The sequence below is a fragment of the Flavobacterium sp. genome (assembly GCF_044377315.1).
Taxonomy (GTDB): Bacteria; Bacteroidota; Bacteroidia; order Flavobacteriales; family Flavobacteriaceae; genus Flavobacterium.
In genome coordinates, this window is sequence record NZ_JBILJG010000002.1 from 52,382 (window position 1) to 68,526 (window position 16,145).

Below are 16,145 nucleotides of genomic sequence, written 5' to 3' on the forward strand. Positions count from 1 at the left end.
AACATGATGGCAGAAACCGATTTTGAAAAAGCCGAAAAACTCTTCAAACAAGAAAAGTACGAACAAGCCAAAGTGCTTTTTGAAAACTATTTAAAATCCAATCCCAATAATTATAAAACCATCGAATACCTTGGCGATATTGCCGGACACCAAAAAAAATGGGATGAAGCAATCAAACAATACAAAGTATTAAAAACACAATTTTCTAAAACATCGAATTATTGGTATAAATATGGTGGTGCTTTAGGAATGAAAGCCAAATCGGTCAACAAGTTCAAAGCACTTGGAATGATTGACGAAGTAGAAAAATCCTTTCTAACAGCAGCTAAACTAGATACAAAACATATCGAATCACGCTGGGCATTAGTCATGTTGTATATTGAATTACCAGGAATAGTGGGCGGAAGCGAAACCAAAGCCAAAAAATACGCCGAAGAATTACAAGAACTTTCCAAAGTTGACGGCTATTTAGCCAAAGGTTACATCGACGAATATTTTAGTAGATACACTAAAGCCGAAGCAAACTATATGAAAGCCCACGAAATTGGCAATTCAAAAACCACTTTTCAAAAGCTTTATAACCTATATTTGAATAAAATTAAAGACAAAACAAAAGCAAAAAAGTTAAAAGAACAATTTGAAAAATAGTTTAAAAGGTTATGAGTTTAAGAGTTTATAAGGTATTGTGCCTAAAACTTTTAAACTTTTAAACTTTTAAACTCATAAACTTTAAGAATGAGAACACATTTCATAGCCATTGGCGGAGCAGCCATGCACAATTTAGCACTTGCATTACACAACAAAGGATATCAAGTTACAGGTAGCGATGACGCTATTTTTGAACCATCAAAATCGCGATTAGAAAAAAAAGGTTTGTTACCTAAAGAAATGGGTTGGTTTCCCGAAAAAATTACTTCAGATATTGAAGCCATAATTCTTGGAATGCATGCTAAAGCTGATAACCCCGAGTTGTTAAAAGCAAAAGAATTAGGGTTGAAAATTTATTCTTATCCCGAATTTTTGTACGAGCAATCCAAAAATAAAACACGTGTTGTAATTGGAGGTTCGCACGGAAAAACCACCATCACTTCTATGATTTTGCACGTAATGCATTACCATAACATCGAAGTCGATTATATGGTTGGCGCACAACTGGAAGGTTTTGATACAATGGTACATCTCACAGAAAACAACGATTTTATTGTCCTTGAAGGTGACGAATATTTATCTTCACCAATCGATAGACGACCAAAATTTCATTTATACCAACCAAATATTGCTTTGCTATCGGGTATTGCTTGGGATCATATTAATGTGTTTCCAACATTTGAAAATTATGTGGAGCAATTCGAAATTTTTGTGAAGCAAATTACAAATGGCGGAATTCTAGTTTACAATGAAGAAGACGAAACCGTAAAAAAAGTAGCTGAAGAAGCAACCAATCCAATCAGAAAAATTGCTTATCAAACACCTAGTTACACTGTTGACGATGGAACGACTTTACTTGATACACCAGAAGGACCAATGCCAATAGAAGTTTTTGGTGCGCACAACCTAAACAATCTTGCGGGTGCCAAATGGATTTGTCAAAATATGGGTGTTGACGAAGCCGATTTTTACGAAGCCATTGCAAGTTTCAAGGGAGCAAGCAAACGTTTAGAAAAAATTGCCGAAGGAAAAGGAAAAGTAGCTTATAAAGATTTTGCCCATTCGCCAAGTAAAGTATCGGCAACAACCAAGGCAGTTAAAAATCAATATCCTGATAGAAAACTAATTGCGTGTTTGGAATTGCATACTTATAGCAGTTTAAATGCCGAATTTCTTAAAGAATATCAAGGTGCTTTGGATGCAGCTGATGTTGCAGTAGTTTTTTATTCGCCTGATGCTGTAAAAATTAAGCAATTGGAAGAAGTAACGTATGAACAAATAGCACAATCTTTTCAAAGAGAAGATTTGATTATTTATACAAATTCAGCCGATTTTAAAAATTTCTTATTCGGTCAAAATTTTGATAATTCTGCCTTATTACTAATGAGTTCAGGAAATTATGGTGGATTGAATTTTGATGAAGTAAAGCAATTAATGAACTAGAAATATCTTTCTAATAGAATAAAAAAATGCCTCACTTTTGAGGCATTTTGTTTATTAATTATTCAGCTAAAAATTCTTCCATTGTTTTTAGTTTGAAAGGAATTCCATTTTTGTTGGTAGCATCAGTAAGTTTTTTGTAATTACTTGCTTTTAAACTTTCAAATTTGGTTTTTGCGGTATTGAAAAGTTCCATTACACTTTCAATATTTGCTTTTTGGGAAGGTGAAGGCGCATCATATTGTCCGGTTACTGACGAATAGATTACACCTAATTTTTCTCGTAATTGTTTTTCAGCAGCACCAACATAGTTATCGCCAGTGGTTACAACCATGGTGTTTTTTAGAACATTTAAATCGGATGAAATTTTTGCATTCGTTTTTTTCATCGAAGGCACTTTTGCACTCAACTCGTCCGAAACTTTAATCATCTCATCAACTTGATAAACCATATAAGCTAGCTCTTGAACTTTGTCAAACAACATGTGAGCTGTCTTGTATTGTTCTTCTCTTGCTGCTTGTGTTATCACACTTTTTGGGTCATTGGTTATTTCAAACTCATGAGTATAGGTTTCTTTTCCTTTTGTTAAAACCGCTTTGTACTTACCAGCTGGCGCTAATGGAGTTGTAAAACCGCTAAAATCTATCGTTTTTCCTTGCGCACCTTTTGGCCCTTTTTCGTTAAAACCCCATGTTACAATATTGATTCCTTTTTGGTTAGAAGCTGGAAGTTTTACCACTTTTTTGCCATTTGCATCTTGAATTTCCATTTCCATTTTGCCAAAAGTGTTTCTTTTTTTCAAATAATAAACAATTTGTGCATCACTATTAGGATTTTCGCCAACAAATTCAAGCTCAGAAGCAGTTCCACCAAAGCTAGATTCTTCCAATTTAGGATACACTTTAGTTTGGAAAAAGTGAACATCTTTCTTTACAACATCTTGTGTAATTTGCCTTAAAACACTTATATCGTCTAAGATAATAATACCACGGCCATGAGTAGCCATAACTAAATCATTCGTTTTTTTATGTAAATCAATATAAAAAACAGAAGTAGCAGGCATATTATTTTCAAATTTTGACCAGTTTTTTCCACCATTAATAGTAATGTAAAGACCTTTTTCTGTTCCTAAAAATAATAGATTTTCATTTACATAATCTTCTTGTAAACTTCTTGTAAAACCGTCAATATCTTTTGTGATAATCGAATTCCAAGTTTTACCATAATCGGTTGTTTTATAGGCGTAAGCTTGGTAATCATTTTTGGTATGACCATCAAAAACAGCATAAGCACTTCCTGCATTAAAACTACTAGCTTCGATATGATAGCACCAGGTATTTAATGGCAAACCTTTGATATTAGCTGTAACATTTGTCCATGTTTTCCCACCGTCTTTGGTTACTTGAACATTTCCATCATCAGTTCCTGCCCAAATAACATTTTTATCTTTTGGCGATTCTGCAATGGTAAAAAGGGTACAATGATTTTCTGCGCCTGAATTATCTTTAGACAATCCGCCTGAATTTTCTTGATTTAGTTTTGCAGGATTATTGGTTGTCAAATCAGGAGAAATTATTTCCCAAGTTGCACCCATATCATCTGAAACATGGACAAATTGGCTTCCAGCATAAATTCTATCTGGATTAGCAATCCCTGTTGCTATTGGAGTATTCCAATTAAAACGCAATTTGGTAACACCCTTTTCTGGCAAAGGTTGAATGGTTTTTAATTCTTTGGTAGCTATATTATAACGCCAAATATTTTCTGCACCTTGCATTTCGCTATAAATAATAGGTTTTGTTGGATGTTTTAGAACTCTAAAGCCGTCACCATAACCTACGCTTTCCCAGTCGCGTGCTTCAATTCCGCCATCACTTTTACTTGGTCCGTACCATGAACCATTATCTTGTAATCCACCATAAATATTATAGGGTTCAGCATCATCTATACTAATATGATAAAACTGAGAAATTGGTAAGTTTTTAACAATATCTAACGTGCTACCACTATTCCAACTTCTATACAAGCCACCATCAGTTGCACAATAAATTCTATTAGTATCATTCATATCAATAGCTATGTCATGAATGTCTGCATGCATACTTCCGAGGTTTTTGAAAGTTTTACCGCCATCACGACTTATCGAACCAAAAAGACCCCCTTTGTATACAATATCAGGATTTTTTGGATCAACCACTATTCTTGAAAAGTAGAATGGTCTTACAACAAGTGCAAAATCACTGTTTAGGTGTGTCCAACTTTTTCCTGCATCGGTAGATTTGTACATTCCTTTTTGGCTATCTTTCTCACATTCAATAACGCTATATAAAATATCGGGGTTTGAAGGAGCAACTGTTATGGCAATTCTTCCTAATTTTCCAGTTGGATAACCATTATGAATTTTGTTCCATGTTTTTCCGCCGTCGGTAGTTTTTAGCAAACAAGAATTTAATCCACCAGAGTTAAATGACCAAGCTGTTCTTCTGAATTCCCAAAAGCTAGCGTACATAATATCTGGATTTTTAGGATCAATAACCAAATCAGAGCAACCCGTTTTAGAATCAATTCCGTAAATTTTTGACCAAGTTTTTCCACCGTCTTTTGAATTATAGATTCCTCTTTCATCACTATCACCCCAAAGTGCTCCCAAAACACCAACCCAAACATTGTCTGAGTTTCTTGGGTCAATGACAATCGAAGAAATTCGGTCAGATTTAGGCAAACCCATGTTAATCCAATTCAATCCACCATCTGTAGATTTGTAGATACCGTCTCCAGCAGAAACACTATTTCTTGTCCAAGTTTCGCCAGTTCCAACCCAAATTACATTGTCTGGTTTATTAGGGTCTATAGCTATGCAACCTATCGATTGATTGTGTTTATCAAACATTGGCGAAAAGCTTGCGCCACCATCACCACTTTTCCAAACACCACCTCCGGCTGCACCGATGTAGATTATTTGATTATTGGTAGGATGTTGAGCAATATCGGCAATTCTTCCACTCATTATGGCTGGGCCAATTTGTCTGGCTTTGATATCACCAAATAGTTCTTTTCCTTTTAAAACAATGTCGTCTTGAGCATTCGCTTGAAAAGATACAAGACCAATTAGAGCTATTAGTTTTAGGGTTTTCATAATCTAAAATTATTCTGCTTTAAATTCTAATGCTTTCGGGTCGATAGCTGCGTTAAGTGTAATTTTTTTAACAGTCATTTCTTGTCCAAACTGGTTCATGGTGAAAGGAAAATAAATGCCATCAACTTCTTGGTAATTACTCATTTTAGCAGTTGCCATTTGACCTTTCATTTGACCTTCTTGCATTTCAGATTCTGTCATTACAATAACATTGTTTTCGGTATCAAAATAGTAAAATGTTACATCTTGCAATTTTTCACCATTTACTGTTTTAGGTAATTTTGTTAATTTCAATTTATGACACTCTGTACCTTCTTTGGTTTCTTTTCCTATATATTCTGCTGTGTACCCTTTTTGTTTATAATTTAAAAAAGGATCAGGAAAATCTTTTGCGGCAGTGTTTTTCATATTTTCAATCTCCTCCGAAGGCATTTTTTCTGCTTTCATTGTCATCATATTAGTTGACCAGCCTGATGTTCCGTCAAAAGCTACTTGAGTCATTTCTTTTCCCATCAAGTTTATTTTAACAAGCATTTTTCCATCTTTAGAGTTAGAAACTTCTACAGGGATTTCCATTCCTTGGTAATTTGCTACTAATTCCATTTTGGTAGATGTTACAGCTTCTAATTTTTGTTTTCCACCGATTGTTTCAATGTACTTATCTACAACTTCATCAGCTGTTTGAGCATGAGCATTGCTAATTCCTAGTACGATTACTAATGTTTTTACGAGTAAAGATAATTTTTTCATAGAGATTTTTTTTTGTTTAATATATATATAAGTAGTTATTTTATTAAATGTGTTACAATATAAGATTAATTTTATTTTATATATTTAAAATGCCCAACAATTCTATAATTAAATAAACAATCTTCTAAAACTTGCCCGCTACCAATATTATGAACCACTAGAGAACGCTTGCCATCAGCTGATTTTTTGTGAGTTACGATTCCTATATGTGGGAGTTTTTCTCCTATTATCCATGTTACAATTTCGCCCGCTTTATAGTCTTTTGGATTGTCAGAAACTTCTAATTTTTCGCCTTTTCTAGTAAAAAAAACTTCAAGATTTGGAACACGTCTGTGGTCGATATTTGTATCACAAAATTTCAAACCCCATTTTTTTGGATATCTAGAAAAATTTACTTTCATGTCTTCATGAACTTCTTTCTGCAAATCGATGTTTAATTTTCGATAAGAACGAATCACAACATCTGAACAAACACCCGTTTTGGCAGGAACATCGCCATTTGGATATTTTAACGAAACATAATCGGGTGTATAAACTACAGTTGGATCAACAATTGAAATAGCTGCATTGGCTAATTTTTCTTCAAAAGTAGATGGTTTTTCTATAATGGAAGCTTTTGGTTTTGAAACAATCTCGTTTTCTTTACAACCAAATGAGAAGCAGATAAATAGAAAAACAGTTAATAACTTCATGAATTTTTATTTTCAAAACGTAAATTATAACCAATTTATTTTGAACTGATTGAAATAATTATTTCTTTTGCACTTTACTATAAGCCAAAATAAAATGTACACACCAATAAACCAGTGGGCTGAAGACGATCGTCCACGCGAAAAATTTCTTCTAAAAGGAAAATCTTCCTTATCCGATTCTGAATTACTTGCTATTCTTATAGGTTCTGGATCTCGAAATGAAAGTGCCGTGCAACTTTGTCAACGCATTTTAGCTTCAGTCAACAATAATTTGAATGCACTCGGAAAACTTTCTGCTCAACAATTAATGGAATTCAAAGGAATAGGTGAGGCAAAAGCCATTTCAATAGCAGCAGCGTTAGAATTAGGTAGAAGAAGGCGTTTAGAAGATGCATTTGAATTCAAAAAAATCACTTCAAGCAAAGCCGTTTTTGAAATTATGCAACCTATAATTGGAGAATTGATGCATGAAGAGTTTTGGGTTTTGTATCTAAATAATGCCAACAAAGTCATTCATAAAGCGCAACTTTCAAAAGGCGGAATGACAGGAACAATAGTAGATATGAGAGTTATTTTTAAAATTGCTTTTGAACAAAATGCAACCTCAATTGTTCTTACTCACAATCATCCATCTGGAAAATTATATGCAAGTGAACCTGATAAAAAAATAACCGAAAGAATAAAAATGGCTGGAAGACAACTCGATGTTATTGTACTTGATCATATCATTATCACAGAAACGGGTTATTATAGTTTTCAGGATGAAGGAATATTTTAAGAAAAATCTAAGAACAAATTGAAATTCATTTCAGTAACTTGCAACATTATTAGTTTGATTATGCTAGAAACAAAGAACCTCTCTTTTTTTTACAATAAAGACACCCAATTTTCATTTCCAGAATTGAAGTGTAATTCGTCGGAAACACTTTTAATTACTGGTAACTCTGGAAAGGGGAAAACGACTTTATTACATCTTTTAGCAGGCTTACTTCGTCCTAAAAAAGGTGATATTATTTTAGAAAATACTAATATTGGTTTGCTTTCTGAAAAAGAACTAGATCTGTTTAGAGGAAAAAATATCGGATTAATTTTGCAACAATCCCATTTTATTGCCTCGCTTTCAGTTATAGAAAATGTGGTTTTGGCATCGTGGTTGGCAAATGGAAAAAAGGCTACTCAAAAAGCCGAAAAACTGTTAGAAGAACTAGATTTGGTTAATCAAAAACATAAACTGCCATCACAATTGAGTATTGGGCAACAGCAACGAGTTTCTATAGCTCGAGCTTTGATAAACCAACCAAAACTGCTTTTGGCAGACGAACCCACATCGAGTTTAGATGACGAAAATGCTATGGTTGTTGCCAATTTGCTTGAAAAATTAGCCAAAGAATACCATGCCGCTTTAGTAATTGTTACTCATGATAAGCGTTTAAAAGATAAATTTTCTAACCAACTTAATCTCAATTAAAATGATTGTAAAATTAGCTTGGAAGAATTTGTGGTTCAAACCGTTAAATACAGTTTTGAGTATTGTTTTATTGGCTTCAAGTATTGCCATTATTACGGTTTTGATTTTGTTGCAAAAGCAATTTGAAGAAAAATTTTCGAGTAATATTGACGGTGTTGATTTGGTTTTAGGAGCACAAGGAAGCCCAATGCAGTTGATACTTTCGTCGGTTTATCATATTGATAATCCAACTGGAAATATTAGCTATGATTCGGCTAAAGTTTGGATAAAACATCCTTTTGTAGAAAAGGCGATTCCTTTGGCTTTTGGTGATAATTATCGAGGATTTAAAATAGTTGGAACTAATTCAGATTATTTAGATAAGTACAAGGCGAAAATTGTAAAAGGAAAATTATTTAATAAAAATTTTGAAATTGTAGTTGGAAACGAGGTTGCCAAAAAACTTAATTTGAAAATAGGAGATAAATTTTTTGGATCTCATGGCGATTCGTCCGAAGGTGAAGTTCACGACCAATACTCATACAAAATTTCAGGAATAGCATCTTCAACAGGAAGCGTGCTTGATAATTTGATTTTGTGCAATATTCCAAGCGTTTGGCAAATGCATAATGCACATGGGCAAGAAGCTGAGAATCCTGCTCATGGCGAGGAAGGTCATGTTCATGAAGAACACGAACACATTCATACCGATGCTTGTATTAACGAACATCAACAGAATCGTCAAGAAGCAGATTTGACATTGGAAGAGCCTAATATGGAAATTACGGCTGTTTTATTAAAATTTAGAAATAAAATGGGTATTGTAACTTGGCCAAGAATTATTGCTCAAAATACCAAAATGCAAGCTGCTTCACCAGCAATTGAGGTAAATAGAATTTTTAGTTTATTCGGAGTTGGACTAAAAGCACTAGAATATTTGGCTTATGCCATTATGCTAATTTCGGGAATCTCTATTTTTATTGCGCTTTATAACCGATTGAAAGAACGAAAATACGAATTTGCTTTGATGCGAATAAACGGTGCAAGTAGAATTCAACTATTACTTTTAGTAGTAATTGAAAGTTTGTTTTTGGCTTTAGTAGGCTTTCTCTTTGGAACGATTTTTGGTAGAATTGCTATAAGTTTTATTTCAAGTTCTGCTCAAGATGATTTCAAAATAGCATTTACACCCCTTGAAATTGTATGGAATAAAGAGGGAATCTTATTATTAGTAACTATCTTTGTAGGTATTATGGCAGCTTTTATTCCGGCGATTAAAGCTTATAAATTAAATATTTCAAAAACATTAGCGAATGCATAAATTAGTATTTAGGTTTATTTCCCTATTAATTATAGTCTTTTTAAGTAGCTTTTCAGTGTCAAATAGTGATTCTTTTGTAAAAGAAAGCAACTTTGTGAAGTCTGATACAATAACATGGAAACAGTTGGCAAACATCAAGTTTGCGCTCAAAAAGCATCCTTCTTATGGAGAAATTAATTTTCCCATTGTAAATTCAGATTTAAAAAAACTAGCTAACAAGAAAATTGTAGTCAAAGGATTTATTGTTCCCATTGACAATAAAACATATGCGATAAGTAAAAATGTTTTTGCTTCATGCTTTTTTTGCGGAAAAGCAGGGCCAGAAACAATCATGGGGATAAAGTTTGCCAAAGCAACTCCTAAGCTAAAAACCGATTTATACGTTACACTTGAGGGTACTTTTAGATACAACGAAAATGATGCTGATGACTGGATATATCATATTGAAAATGCTGTAATTGTAAAAAGTAACTAATGCAACTGCCAACTAAAATTACAGATATTTTTTTTGATTTAGACCATACACTTTGGGATTTTGATCGAAATTCTGAATTAGCTTTTGATAAAATTTTTAGAGAAAAACATCCTCAAATTGACACAAAAAAGTTTATTGAAATTTATGCACCTATAAATCAGGCTTGTTGGAAGTTATATCAAGTTGATAAAATTTCGCATGATGAATTGAGATACAAACGGTTGAAAGATTCTTTTGATACTTTGAGTTATTCAATTTCTGATGATTCAATTCATCAAATGTCATTTGATTATATCACTTTTTTGCCAGAAAATAATATTCTTTTTGATGGTGCCATTGAGATTTTAGAATACCTAAATACCAATTATAAACTTCATATAATCACAAATGGTTTTGCCGAAGTTCAGTATAAAAAATTGAAAAATTCTGGAATTGAAGATTATTTTAATACGGTTACCAATTCGGAAATGGCTGGTGTAAAAAAGCCACATCCATGCATTTTTGAATATGCTGTAAAAGTGGCCAAAACTAGTAAAGAAAAATCTGTAATGATAGGAGATTGTATAGATGCTGATGTCCGTGGGGCAATTGAATTTGGTATGGAAGCCATTTATTTTAATGAAAAAAAAGTAGCTATTTCAAATGAAATTAGGCAAATCAATCAATTAATTGAACTAAAAAATATATTTTAAGATGAAGAAAGTTATCCTTTTATTATGGTTGATTAGTTCTGTAAGTTTTGCACAAGATTTAAATCAATATAAATATGTTTCAGTTCCTGCAAAATTTTCTTTTTTGAAAGAAAAAAATCAATACAATTTGAATTTACTTTCTAAAATGTATATGCAACAATTTGGTTTTGAAACTTATTTTGATACTGATGAAGTGCCAAAAGATTTTTTAGAAAATAATTGCAACAAACTTTATTTAGATGTTTTAGAAAACAACAATATGTTTTCAACTAAACTTACTGTTGTTCTGAAAGACTGTAAAGGGAAAGTTTTATTCACATCTAAAGAAGGCGAAAACAAAGAAAAAGACTATAAGCTTTCCTATAATTTGGCTTTGCGTGAAGCATTAAATTCGATGAAAACAATTCAGTATAAATATTTTGGTGATAAAGTGGTTAAAGAAAATAAAGATGAAGTTCAAAATCAATCATTAAATTCTGAAAGTTCGGTTTCAAGTCAACTTTTTGCACAACCTATAACTAATGGTTTTCAGTTTATAAATGCTGAACCAAAAGTGATTTATAAAATCTATATAACTTCTCTAAAGGATTTGTATATAGCTGCTAAAGGAAGTTTACAAGGTGTTTTAATTTCAAAAAATAACGAATGGTTCTTTGAGTATTATCAAAATGAAAAATTACTATCTGAAAAAGTCGAGGTAAAATTCTAGCTAATAGCCATATTTATCTTTCCAACGATTTTGTAAAAACTTGCGCAATTCATTTTCTCGAGCATTGTTTCCAGGTTCATAAAATTTGGTTTCTTGGATTGTATCTGGTAGATATTCTTGTTCACTGAAGTTATTGTCGTAATTATGCGAATATTGGTATTCGTCACCATAACCTAATTCTTTCATTAGTTTGGTTGGTGCATTTCTTAAATGAATTGGAACTGGCAAATCACCTGTTTGTTTTACCAATGCTTGTGCATCACCAATTGCTATATAACTGGCATTACTTTTGGCTGAAGTTGCTAGATAAACTGCACATTGACTCAAAATAATGCGGCTTTCGGGATAGCCAATTGTTGCAACCGCTTGAAAAGTATTATTAGCCATAATAAAAGCTGTTGGATTTGCATTTCCAATGTCTTCGCTTGATAAAATTAGCATTCTTCTTGCTATGAATTTTACATCTTCGCCACCTTCTATCATTCTGGCTAACCAATAGACTGCGCCGTTTGGGTCACTTCCTCGAATAGATTTTATAAATGCCGAAACTATGTCGTAATGTTGTTCGCCAGTTTTGTCGTATAAAACAGTGTTTTGTTGAGCCAGTTCAAGAACTTTATTATTGGTAATTGTGATTTGACCTTCGGGACTTGCATTAACCACTAATTCAAAAATGTTTAATAATTTTCGTCCGTCACCACCTGAAAGTCTAAGTAATGCTTCGGTTTCTTTGAGTTTTATTTTTTTGGAAGCCATGATTTTGTCTTCTTTCATCGCGCGTTCTAAAAGCGAAAGTAAATCTTCTTTAGAAAACGGATTGAGAATATAAACTTGACAACGCGATAATAATGCCGGAATTACTTCAAAACTTGGATTTTCGGTTGTGGCACCAATGAGCGTAACCCAACCTTTTTCAACAGCTGCCAAAAGCGAATCTTGTTGTGACTTGCTAAAACGATGAATCTCATCTATAAACAAAATGGGGTTTTTAGCCGTAAATAATCCGCCACTTTGTTTGGCTTTTTCTATTACATCACGAATGTCTTTTACACCACTATTTATGGCACTTAGTTCATAAAATGGGCGATTACTTTGTTTGGCGATAATTTGTGCCAAAGTTGTTTTGCCAGTTCCAGGTGAACCCCAAAAAATCATGGATGGAATACTACCACGAGCTATTTGTTGTGTAAGCGAACCACTTGGTCCAACTAGGTGAAGCTGACTGATGTAATCCTCTAATTTTTGCGGACGAATACGTTCTGCTAATGGTACTTCCATGTTGGTAAAATTACACTTTTTGGAATAATTTTTTTGAAATGGAGGAAGATTTTTGATTTAAAAATCACAAATTCATTTTCACCGTGAACTCCTAGCCCTGATGGAATCGATATCCTTTATCTTTTTTCTTTAAGAAGATAAAGACCTGTCTTCCGACAGGCAGGTATAGCGTACAGCAGGATTAGCTTCTGAAAAAACTATAAATTCTTTGCTACTTTTCTAATGGCTTCGATGGTAAAATCTAAATCTTCGTAAGTCAGTGCTTCGGTGATAAACCAAGTTTCGTAGGCTGATGGTGCAATATAAACGCCTTCTTGAAGCAATCCGTGGAAAAATTTCTTGAAGGTTTCGTTGTCACCATTTTTAGCTGTAGCAAAATCGATTACGGGATTTTTGTCGAAATGCACAGAAATCATGGAGCCAACTCGGTTTATGGTGAAGTCAATTTGAGCTTCGGTTAACATATTATGAATACCGTTTTCTAGATAAGCCGTTTTCTTTTCTAGGCTTTCAAAAATGGCAGTATTTTCATTTAATTCGGTCAGCATTGCTAAACCAGCCGCCATTGCAAGAGGATTTCCTGACAGCGTTCCGGCTTGGTAAACTGGGCCGATAGGAGCAAGGTAGTTCATGATTTCGGCACGAGCGGCAAAAGCACCAACAGGTAATCCGCCACCAATTACTTTACCAAAAGTTACGATGTCGGCTTTAATATTGAATAGTTCTTGCACGCCGCCTTTTGCCAAACGGAAACCAGTCATAACTTCGTCAAAAATCAGCAAAATTTGGTTTTCGTCACACAAAACACGCAGCGCTTCTAAAAATCCTTTTTGTGGTGGAATGCAACCCATATTACCGGCAACAGGTTCGATAATTATAGCTGCTATTTCGTTTTTGTTAGCTTCGATTAAGGCTTTTACACCATTAATATCGTTGTAATTGGCAAGTAAAGTGTCTTTGGCAGTTCCCGATGTTACGCCAGGACTATTTGGGCTTCCGAAAGTAATGGCGCCGCTTCCAGCTTGAATAAGAAACGAATCGGAATGACCATGATAACAACCTGCAAATTTGATTATTTTATCTTTTTTTGTAAATCCGCGAGCTAGACGAATGGCACTCATGCAAGCCTCTGTTCCTGAGTTTACAAATCGAATTTTATCGATGTTTGGAACCATGCTTACTGCTAATGCAGCAATTTCTGTTTCTAGTGCAGTTGGCATTCCGAAAGAAGTTCCTAATTTGGCTTTTTCAGTTATTGCATTTACAACAGGTTGGTGGGCATGACCTAAAATCATTGGTCCCCAAGAGTTGATATAATCTATTAGCTTATTTCCGTCTTCGTCATATAGATAAGCACCTTTAGCACTTTTGACAAAAATAGGAGTTCCGCCTACAGATTTGAATGCTCTAACAGGAGAATTTACGCCACCTGGAATTACTTTTTCGGCTTCGATAAAAAGCTGACTACTTCTTTGGTATAACATGATTAATTGATAATAAGATTTTGTCCGATTGTAAGATTATTATTTTCAATATTATTTTTTTCGATAATAACCTTTACGGGAACATTTAATTTTTTTGAAATTGAGTATAAAGTATCACCTGGATTTACTTGGTAAGTAAAACTATTGCTTGTTGTTGCCAATTCTTGTTTAGGGTGCTGAGAAATCATTTTTCCTAAAACTTCGGCATCATAGTTTTGTAAATTGTATCTCTCAATAATGGAAATTAGTTTTGTTGGATAGTTTACATCGGTTGCATACCCTGCTTTTTTTAGTCCATATGCCCAACCTTTATAATCGTCTTTTTCTAACTCAAAAAGTGGAATATAATAAGGTCGACTTGTTAAAAAAACTGCATGATCGGTATAGGATTCGTCTCCACTTTCATATTTTCTAAAACACTCTTGTTCTTCATCATCATCAAAGAAAACGGATGGTCCAGTCCATTCAGATTTACACTTTATGCCAAAATGATTGTTGGCAAGAAGGCTTAAAGAACCTTTACCTGTACCGGATTCTAAAATTCCTTGTGCTAAAATTATACTTGATGGAATTCCGAAGTTGGCCATGTTACTTTTGGCAATGGTTTTGTATTTATCTATATAATCTTGAACCATTTTGAGGGTGACTTTTACCTTTGAGGTCGCCTCAAGAACTTCGGATTTGACATAATGCGGTTTGTTTACTTCTGTTTCTTTTTTGAGACGTGCCTTTTCTATTATTTCTAATATCAAATTGTCTTCATCACTTAGTTTTGAAGCAATTTCATTTGTCGTGGGTTTTGGAGTATCAACAGTTTTTTGAAATGCTGGTTTGGCTTCAGTCAATGGATTTGTATTGTTTGTAGTGTTTTTTGTAATCTCAGTTTTTGGAGTTGGTGTTGTGTTTTTAGCAAGAACAGTTGGTTTATTCTCTGTTAGTTTTGATGCTGCTGTAGTTGTTTTTGAAGAAGTTGTATTTGTTGCTGTATTAGTTACTTTTTTTACAGGTTTGCTATAAACTAAAACTTTTTTCGGATCAGCAGTTTTTTTAGCGTTTGTTTTGGTTCTTACCACATATTTTGTACTACTGCAAGCAACAAGTAGTATTGAGATGAAAATAAATACAATCTTTTTAATCATAAAATTCAATTTGAGGTAAATTATTTTCTTTTAACTTTAAATTCATTCCTTCAATTCCTTGTAAACCACCAGTGTGAATAACTAGTATTTTTGAATTTTCAGGAAAATAATTTTTCTTTATTAAATCTATAACGCCAAAAACCATCTTTCCAGTATAAATTGGGTCTAACGGAATTTTGTATTTTGAATAAAATTTATTTAAAAAATCAACTAATTCAGGAGTTACTTTTCCGTAACCGCCAAAATGATAGTCACTACTTATTTTCCAATTGGAATGATTTGGTGCAAATTTATGAATTTCTTTATCAAAAAACGTGCCTTTAAGTGATGGAAATCCTAAAATTGTTTGATTAGTTTTGGCACTTTTAATTATTCCAGAAATTGTTCCACTGGTTCCAATGGCACAGCAAATAAAATCGAAGTCTAAGTCATCTTTGGTTAAGATTTCTAAACAACCTTTAATTGCTAATTCATTTGTACCTCCTTCTGGAACTAGATAAAAATCTCCAAATTCGTTACGAAGACTCATTATGTAGTCTGAATCTTCTTTGACTCTATATTTTTCTCGGGTTTCAAATTTGAATTTCATGCCACATTCTTGAGCAAATTTCAGTGTTGGGTTTTCGTTTATTTTTGATACAAGTTCATCTCCACGAATAACACCGATTGTTTTGAAATTATGCAATTTTCCTGCATAGGCAAGAGCTGCAATATGATTGGAATAAGCTCCTCCAAATGTTAGAAGTGTATCTTTATTCTCTTCTTTGGCATGTATTAAGTTATATTTAAGTTTTCTGTATTTGTTTCCAGAAATATGAGTATGTAATAAGTCTTCGCGTTTAATTGCTAAAGTTATAGTTGAATTATCAAGTTGAATGTATTGATTTATCGATTTCATAACTTAATTCTACTAAAAAAAGCAGCCCGAAGACTG

15 protein-coding genes are annotated in these 16,145 nt (G+C 33.4%); 8 read left to right on the forward strand and 7 right to left on the reverse strand.

The window, feature by feature from the left end:
• Positions 1-3: 3 nt before the first annotated feature.
• Positions 4-648: a tetratricopeptide repeat protein gene (locus ACIQ66_RS00970; RefSeq protein WP_396210950.1), complete on the forward strand. Its 645-nt coding sequence runs from the start codon at positions 4-6 to the stop codon at positions 646-648.
• 87 nt (positions 649-735) lie between these two features.
• Complete coding sequence (gene murC / locus ACIQ66_RS00975) at positions 736-2,091, forward strand: UDP-N-acetylmuramate--L-alanine ligase (protein ID WP_396210951.1); 1,356 nt, start codon at positions 736-738, stop codon at positions 2,089-2,091.
• Between the two features lie 58 nt (positions 2,092-2,149).
• Here the strand turns inward: murC and ACIQ66_RS00980 are convergent, their stop codons facing one another.
• From ACIQ66_RS00980 to ACIQ66_RS00990, 3 genes are all read right to left on the reverse strand, one after another.
• Positions 2,150-5,224, reverse strand: coding sequence for a WD40/YVTN/BNR-like repeat-containing protein (locus ACIQ66_RS00980; RefSeq protein WP_396210952.1), 3,075 nt, complete (start codon positions 5,222-5,224; stop codon positions 2,150-2,152).
• 9 nt (positions 5,225-5,233) lie between these two features.
• Entirely contained in the window at positions 5,234-5,974 is a 741-nt protein-coding gene (locus ACIQ66_RS00985) for an outer membrane lipoprotein-sorting protein (protein WP_396210953.1), read from the reverse strand.
• 71 nt (positions 5,975-6,045) lie between these two features.
• Positions 6,046-6,666 carry a DUF1287 domain-containing protein gene (locus ACIQ66_RS00990; protein ID WP_396210954.1) on the reverse strand — a complete coding sequence of 207 codons (621 nt, stop codon included), beginning with the start codon at positions 6,664-6,666 and terminating at the stop codon, positions 6,046-6,048.
• 94 nt (positions 6,667-6,760) lie between these two features.
• On the opposite strand from ACIQ66_RS00990, the gene radC reads away from it, so the two are divergent.
• From radC to ACIQ66_RS01020, 6 genes are all read left to right on the forward strand, one after another.
• Positions 6,761-7,444, forward strand: coding sequence for a DNA repair protein RadC (radC, locus tag ACIQ66_RS00995; RefSeq protein ID WP_396210955.1), 684 nt, complete (start codon positions 6,761-6,763; stop codon positions 7,442-7,444).
• Positions 7,445-7,504: 60 nt separating this feature from the next.
• Positions 7,505-8,134 (forward strand): ABC transporter ATP-binding protein, encoded by a 630-nt coding sequence (locus ACIQ66_RS01000; RefSeq protein ID WP_396210956.1) that lies wholly within the window; start codon positions 7,505-7,507, stop codon positions 8,132-8,134.
• A gap of 1 nt (position 8,135) precedes the next feature.
• Positions 8,136-9,434, forward strand: coding sequence for an ABC transporter permease (locus ACIQ66_RS01005; RefSeq protein ID WP_396210957.1), 1,299 nt, complete (start codon positions 8,136-8,138; stop codon positions 9,432-9,434).
• A 94-nt stretch (positions 9,435-9,528) separates the two neighbouring features.
• The gene (locus ACIQ66_RS01010) at positions 9,529-9,909 is read left to right on the forward strand and encodes a hypothetical protein (protein ID WP_396210958.1); all 381 of its coding nucleotides are present in this window, start codon (positions 9,529-9,531) and stop codon (positions 9,907-9,909) included.
• A gap of 5 nt (positions 9,910-9,914) precedes the next feature.
• The gene (locus ACIQ66_RS01015; RefSeq protein ID WP_396211019.1) at positions 9,915-10,601 is read left to right on the forward strand and encodes a YjjG family noncanonical pyrimidine nucleotidase; all 687 of its coding nucleotides are present in this window, start codon (positions 9,915-9,917) and stop codon (positions 10,599-10,601) included.
• 1 nt (position 10,602) lies between these two features.
• Positions 10,603-11,310, forward strand: a complete 708-nt coding sequence (locus ACIQ66_RS01020; RefSeq protein ID WP_396210959.1) for a hypothetical protein — start codon at positions 10,603-10,605, stop codon at positions 11,308-11,310.
• Here the strand turns inward: ACIQ66_RS01020 and ACIQ66_RS01025 are convergent, their stop codons facing one another.
• The 4 genes from ACIQ66_RS01025 to ACIQ66_RS01040 all read right to left on the reverse strand — a co-directional run bounded on the left by ACIQ66_RS01025 (position 11,311) and on the right by ACIQ66_RS01040 (position 16,109).
• Positions 11,311-12,588 carry a replication-associated recombination protein A gene (locus ACIQ66_RS01025; protein ID WP_396210960.1) on the reverse strand — a complete coding sequence of 426 codons (1,278 nt, stop codon included), beginning with the start codon at positions 12,586-12,588 and terminating at the stop codon, positions 11,311-11,313.
• A 197-nt stretch (positions 12,589-12,785) separates the two neighbouring features.
• Complete coding sequence (gene hemL, locus ACIQ66_RS01030; protein ID WP_396210961.1) at positions 12,786-14,072, reverse strand: glutamate-1-semialdehyde 2,1-aminomutase; 1,287 nt, start codon at positions 14,070-14,072, stop codon at positions 12,786-12,788.
• A 2-nt stretch (positions 14,073-14,074) separates the two neighbouring features.
• Positions 14,075-15,211 (reverse strand): glucosaminidase domain-containing protein, encoded by a 1,137-nt coding sequence (locus ACIQ66_RS01035; RefSeq protein ID WP_396210962.1) that lies wholly within the window; start codon positions 15,209-15,211, stop codon positions 14,075-14,077.
• On the reverse strand, positions 15,204-16,109 hold the full coding sequence (locus ACIQ66_RS01040) for a 1-aminocyclopropane-1-carboxylate deaminase/D-cysteine desulfhydrase (protein WP_396210963.1): 906 nt from the start codon (positions 16,107-16,109) through the stop codon (positions 15,204-15,206). The genes ACIQ66_RS01035 and ACIQ66_RS01040 overlap by 8 nt, the downstream gene beginning before the upstream one ends.
• Positions 16,110-16,145 lie beyond the last annotated feature (36 nt).

Coding starts and splice junctions, on each gene's coding strand:
- ACIQ66_RS00970 (WP_396210950.1), top strand. CDS start 4: ATGATGGCAGAAACCGATTTTGAAAAAGCCGAAAAACTCTTCAAACAA.
- murC (WP_396210951.1), top strand. CDS start 736: ATGAGAACACATTTCATAGCCATTGGCGGAGCAGCCATGCACAATTTA.
- ACIQ66_RS00980 (WP_396210952.1), bottom strand. CDS start 5,224: ATGAAAACCCTAAAACTAATAGCTCTAATTGGTCTTGTATCTTTTCAA.
- ACIQ66_RS00985 (WP_396210953.1), bottom strand. CDS start 5,974: ATGAAAAAATTATCTTTACTCGTAAAAACATTAGTAATCGTACTAGGA.
- ACIQ66_RS00990 (WP_396210954.1), bottom strand. CDS start 6,666: ATGAAGTTATTAACTGTTTTTCTATTTATCTGCTTCTCATTTGGTTGT.
- radC (WP_396210955.1), top strand. CDS start 6,761: ATGTACACACCAATAAACCAGTGGGCTGAAGACGATCGTCCACGCGAA.
- ACIQ66_RS01000 (WP_396210956.1), top strand. CDS start 7,505: ATGCTAGAAACAAAGAACCTCTCTTTTTTTTACAATAAAGACACCCAA.
- ACIQ66_RS01005 (WP_396210957.1), top strand. CDS start 8,136: ATGATTGTAAAATTAGCTTGGAAGAATTTGTGGTTCAAACCGTTAAAT.
- ACIQ66_RS01020 (WP_396210959.1), top strand. CDS start 10,603: ATGAAGAAAGTTATCCTTTTATTATGGTTGATTAGTTCTGTAAGTTTT.
- ACIQ66_RS01025 (WP_396210960.1), bottom strand. CDS start 12,588: ATGGAAGTACCATTAGCAGAACGTATTCGTCCGCAAAAATTAGAGGAT.
- hemL (WP_396210961.1), bottom strand. CDS start 14,072: ATGTTATACCAAAGAAGTAGTCAGCTTTTTATCGAAGCCGAAAAAGTA.
- ACIQ66_RS01035 (WP_396210962.1), bottom strand. CDS start 15,211: ATGATTAAAAAGATTGTATTTATTTTCATCTCAATACTACTTGTTGCT.
- ACIQ66_RS01040 (WP_396210963.1), bottom strand. CDS start 16,109: ATGAAATCGATAAATCAATACATTCAACTTGATAATTCAACTATAACT.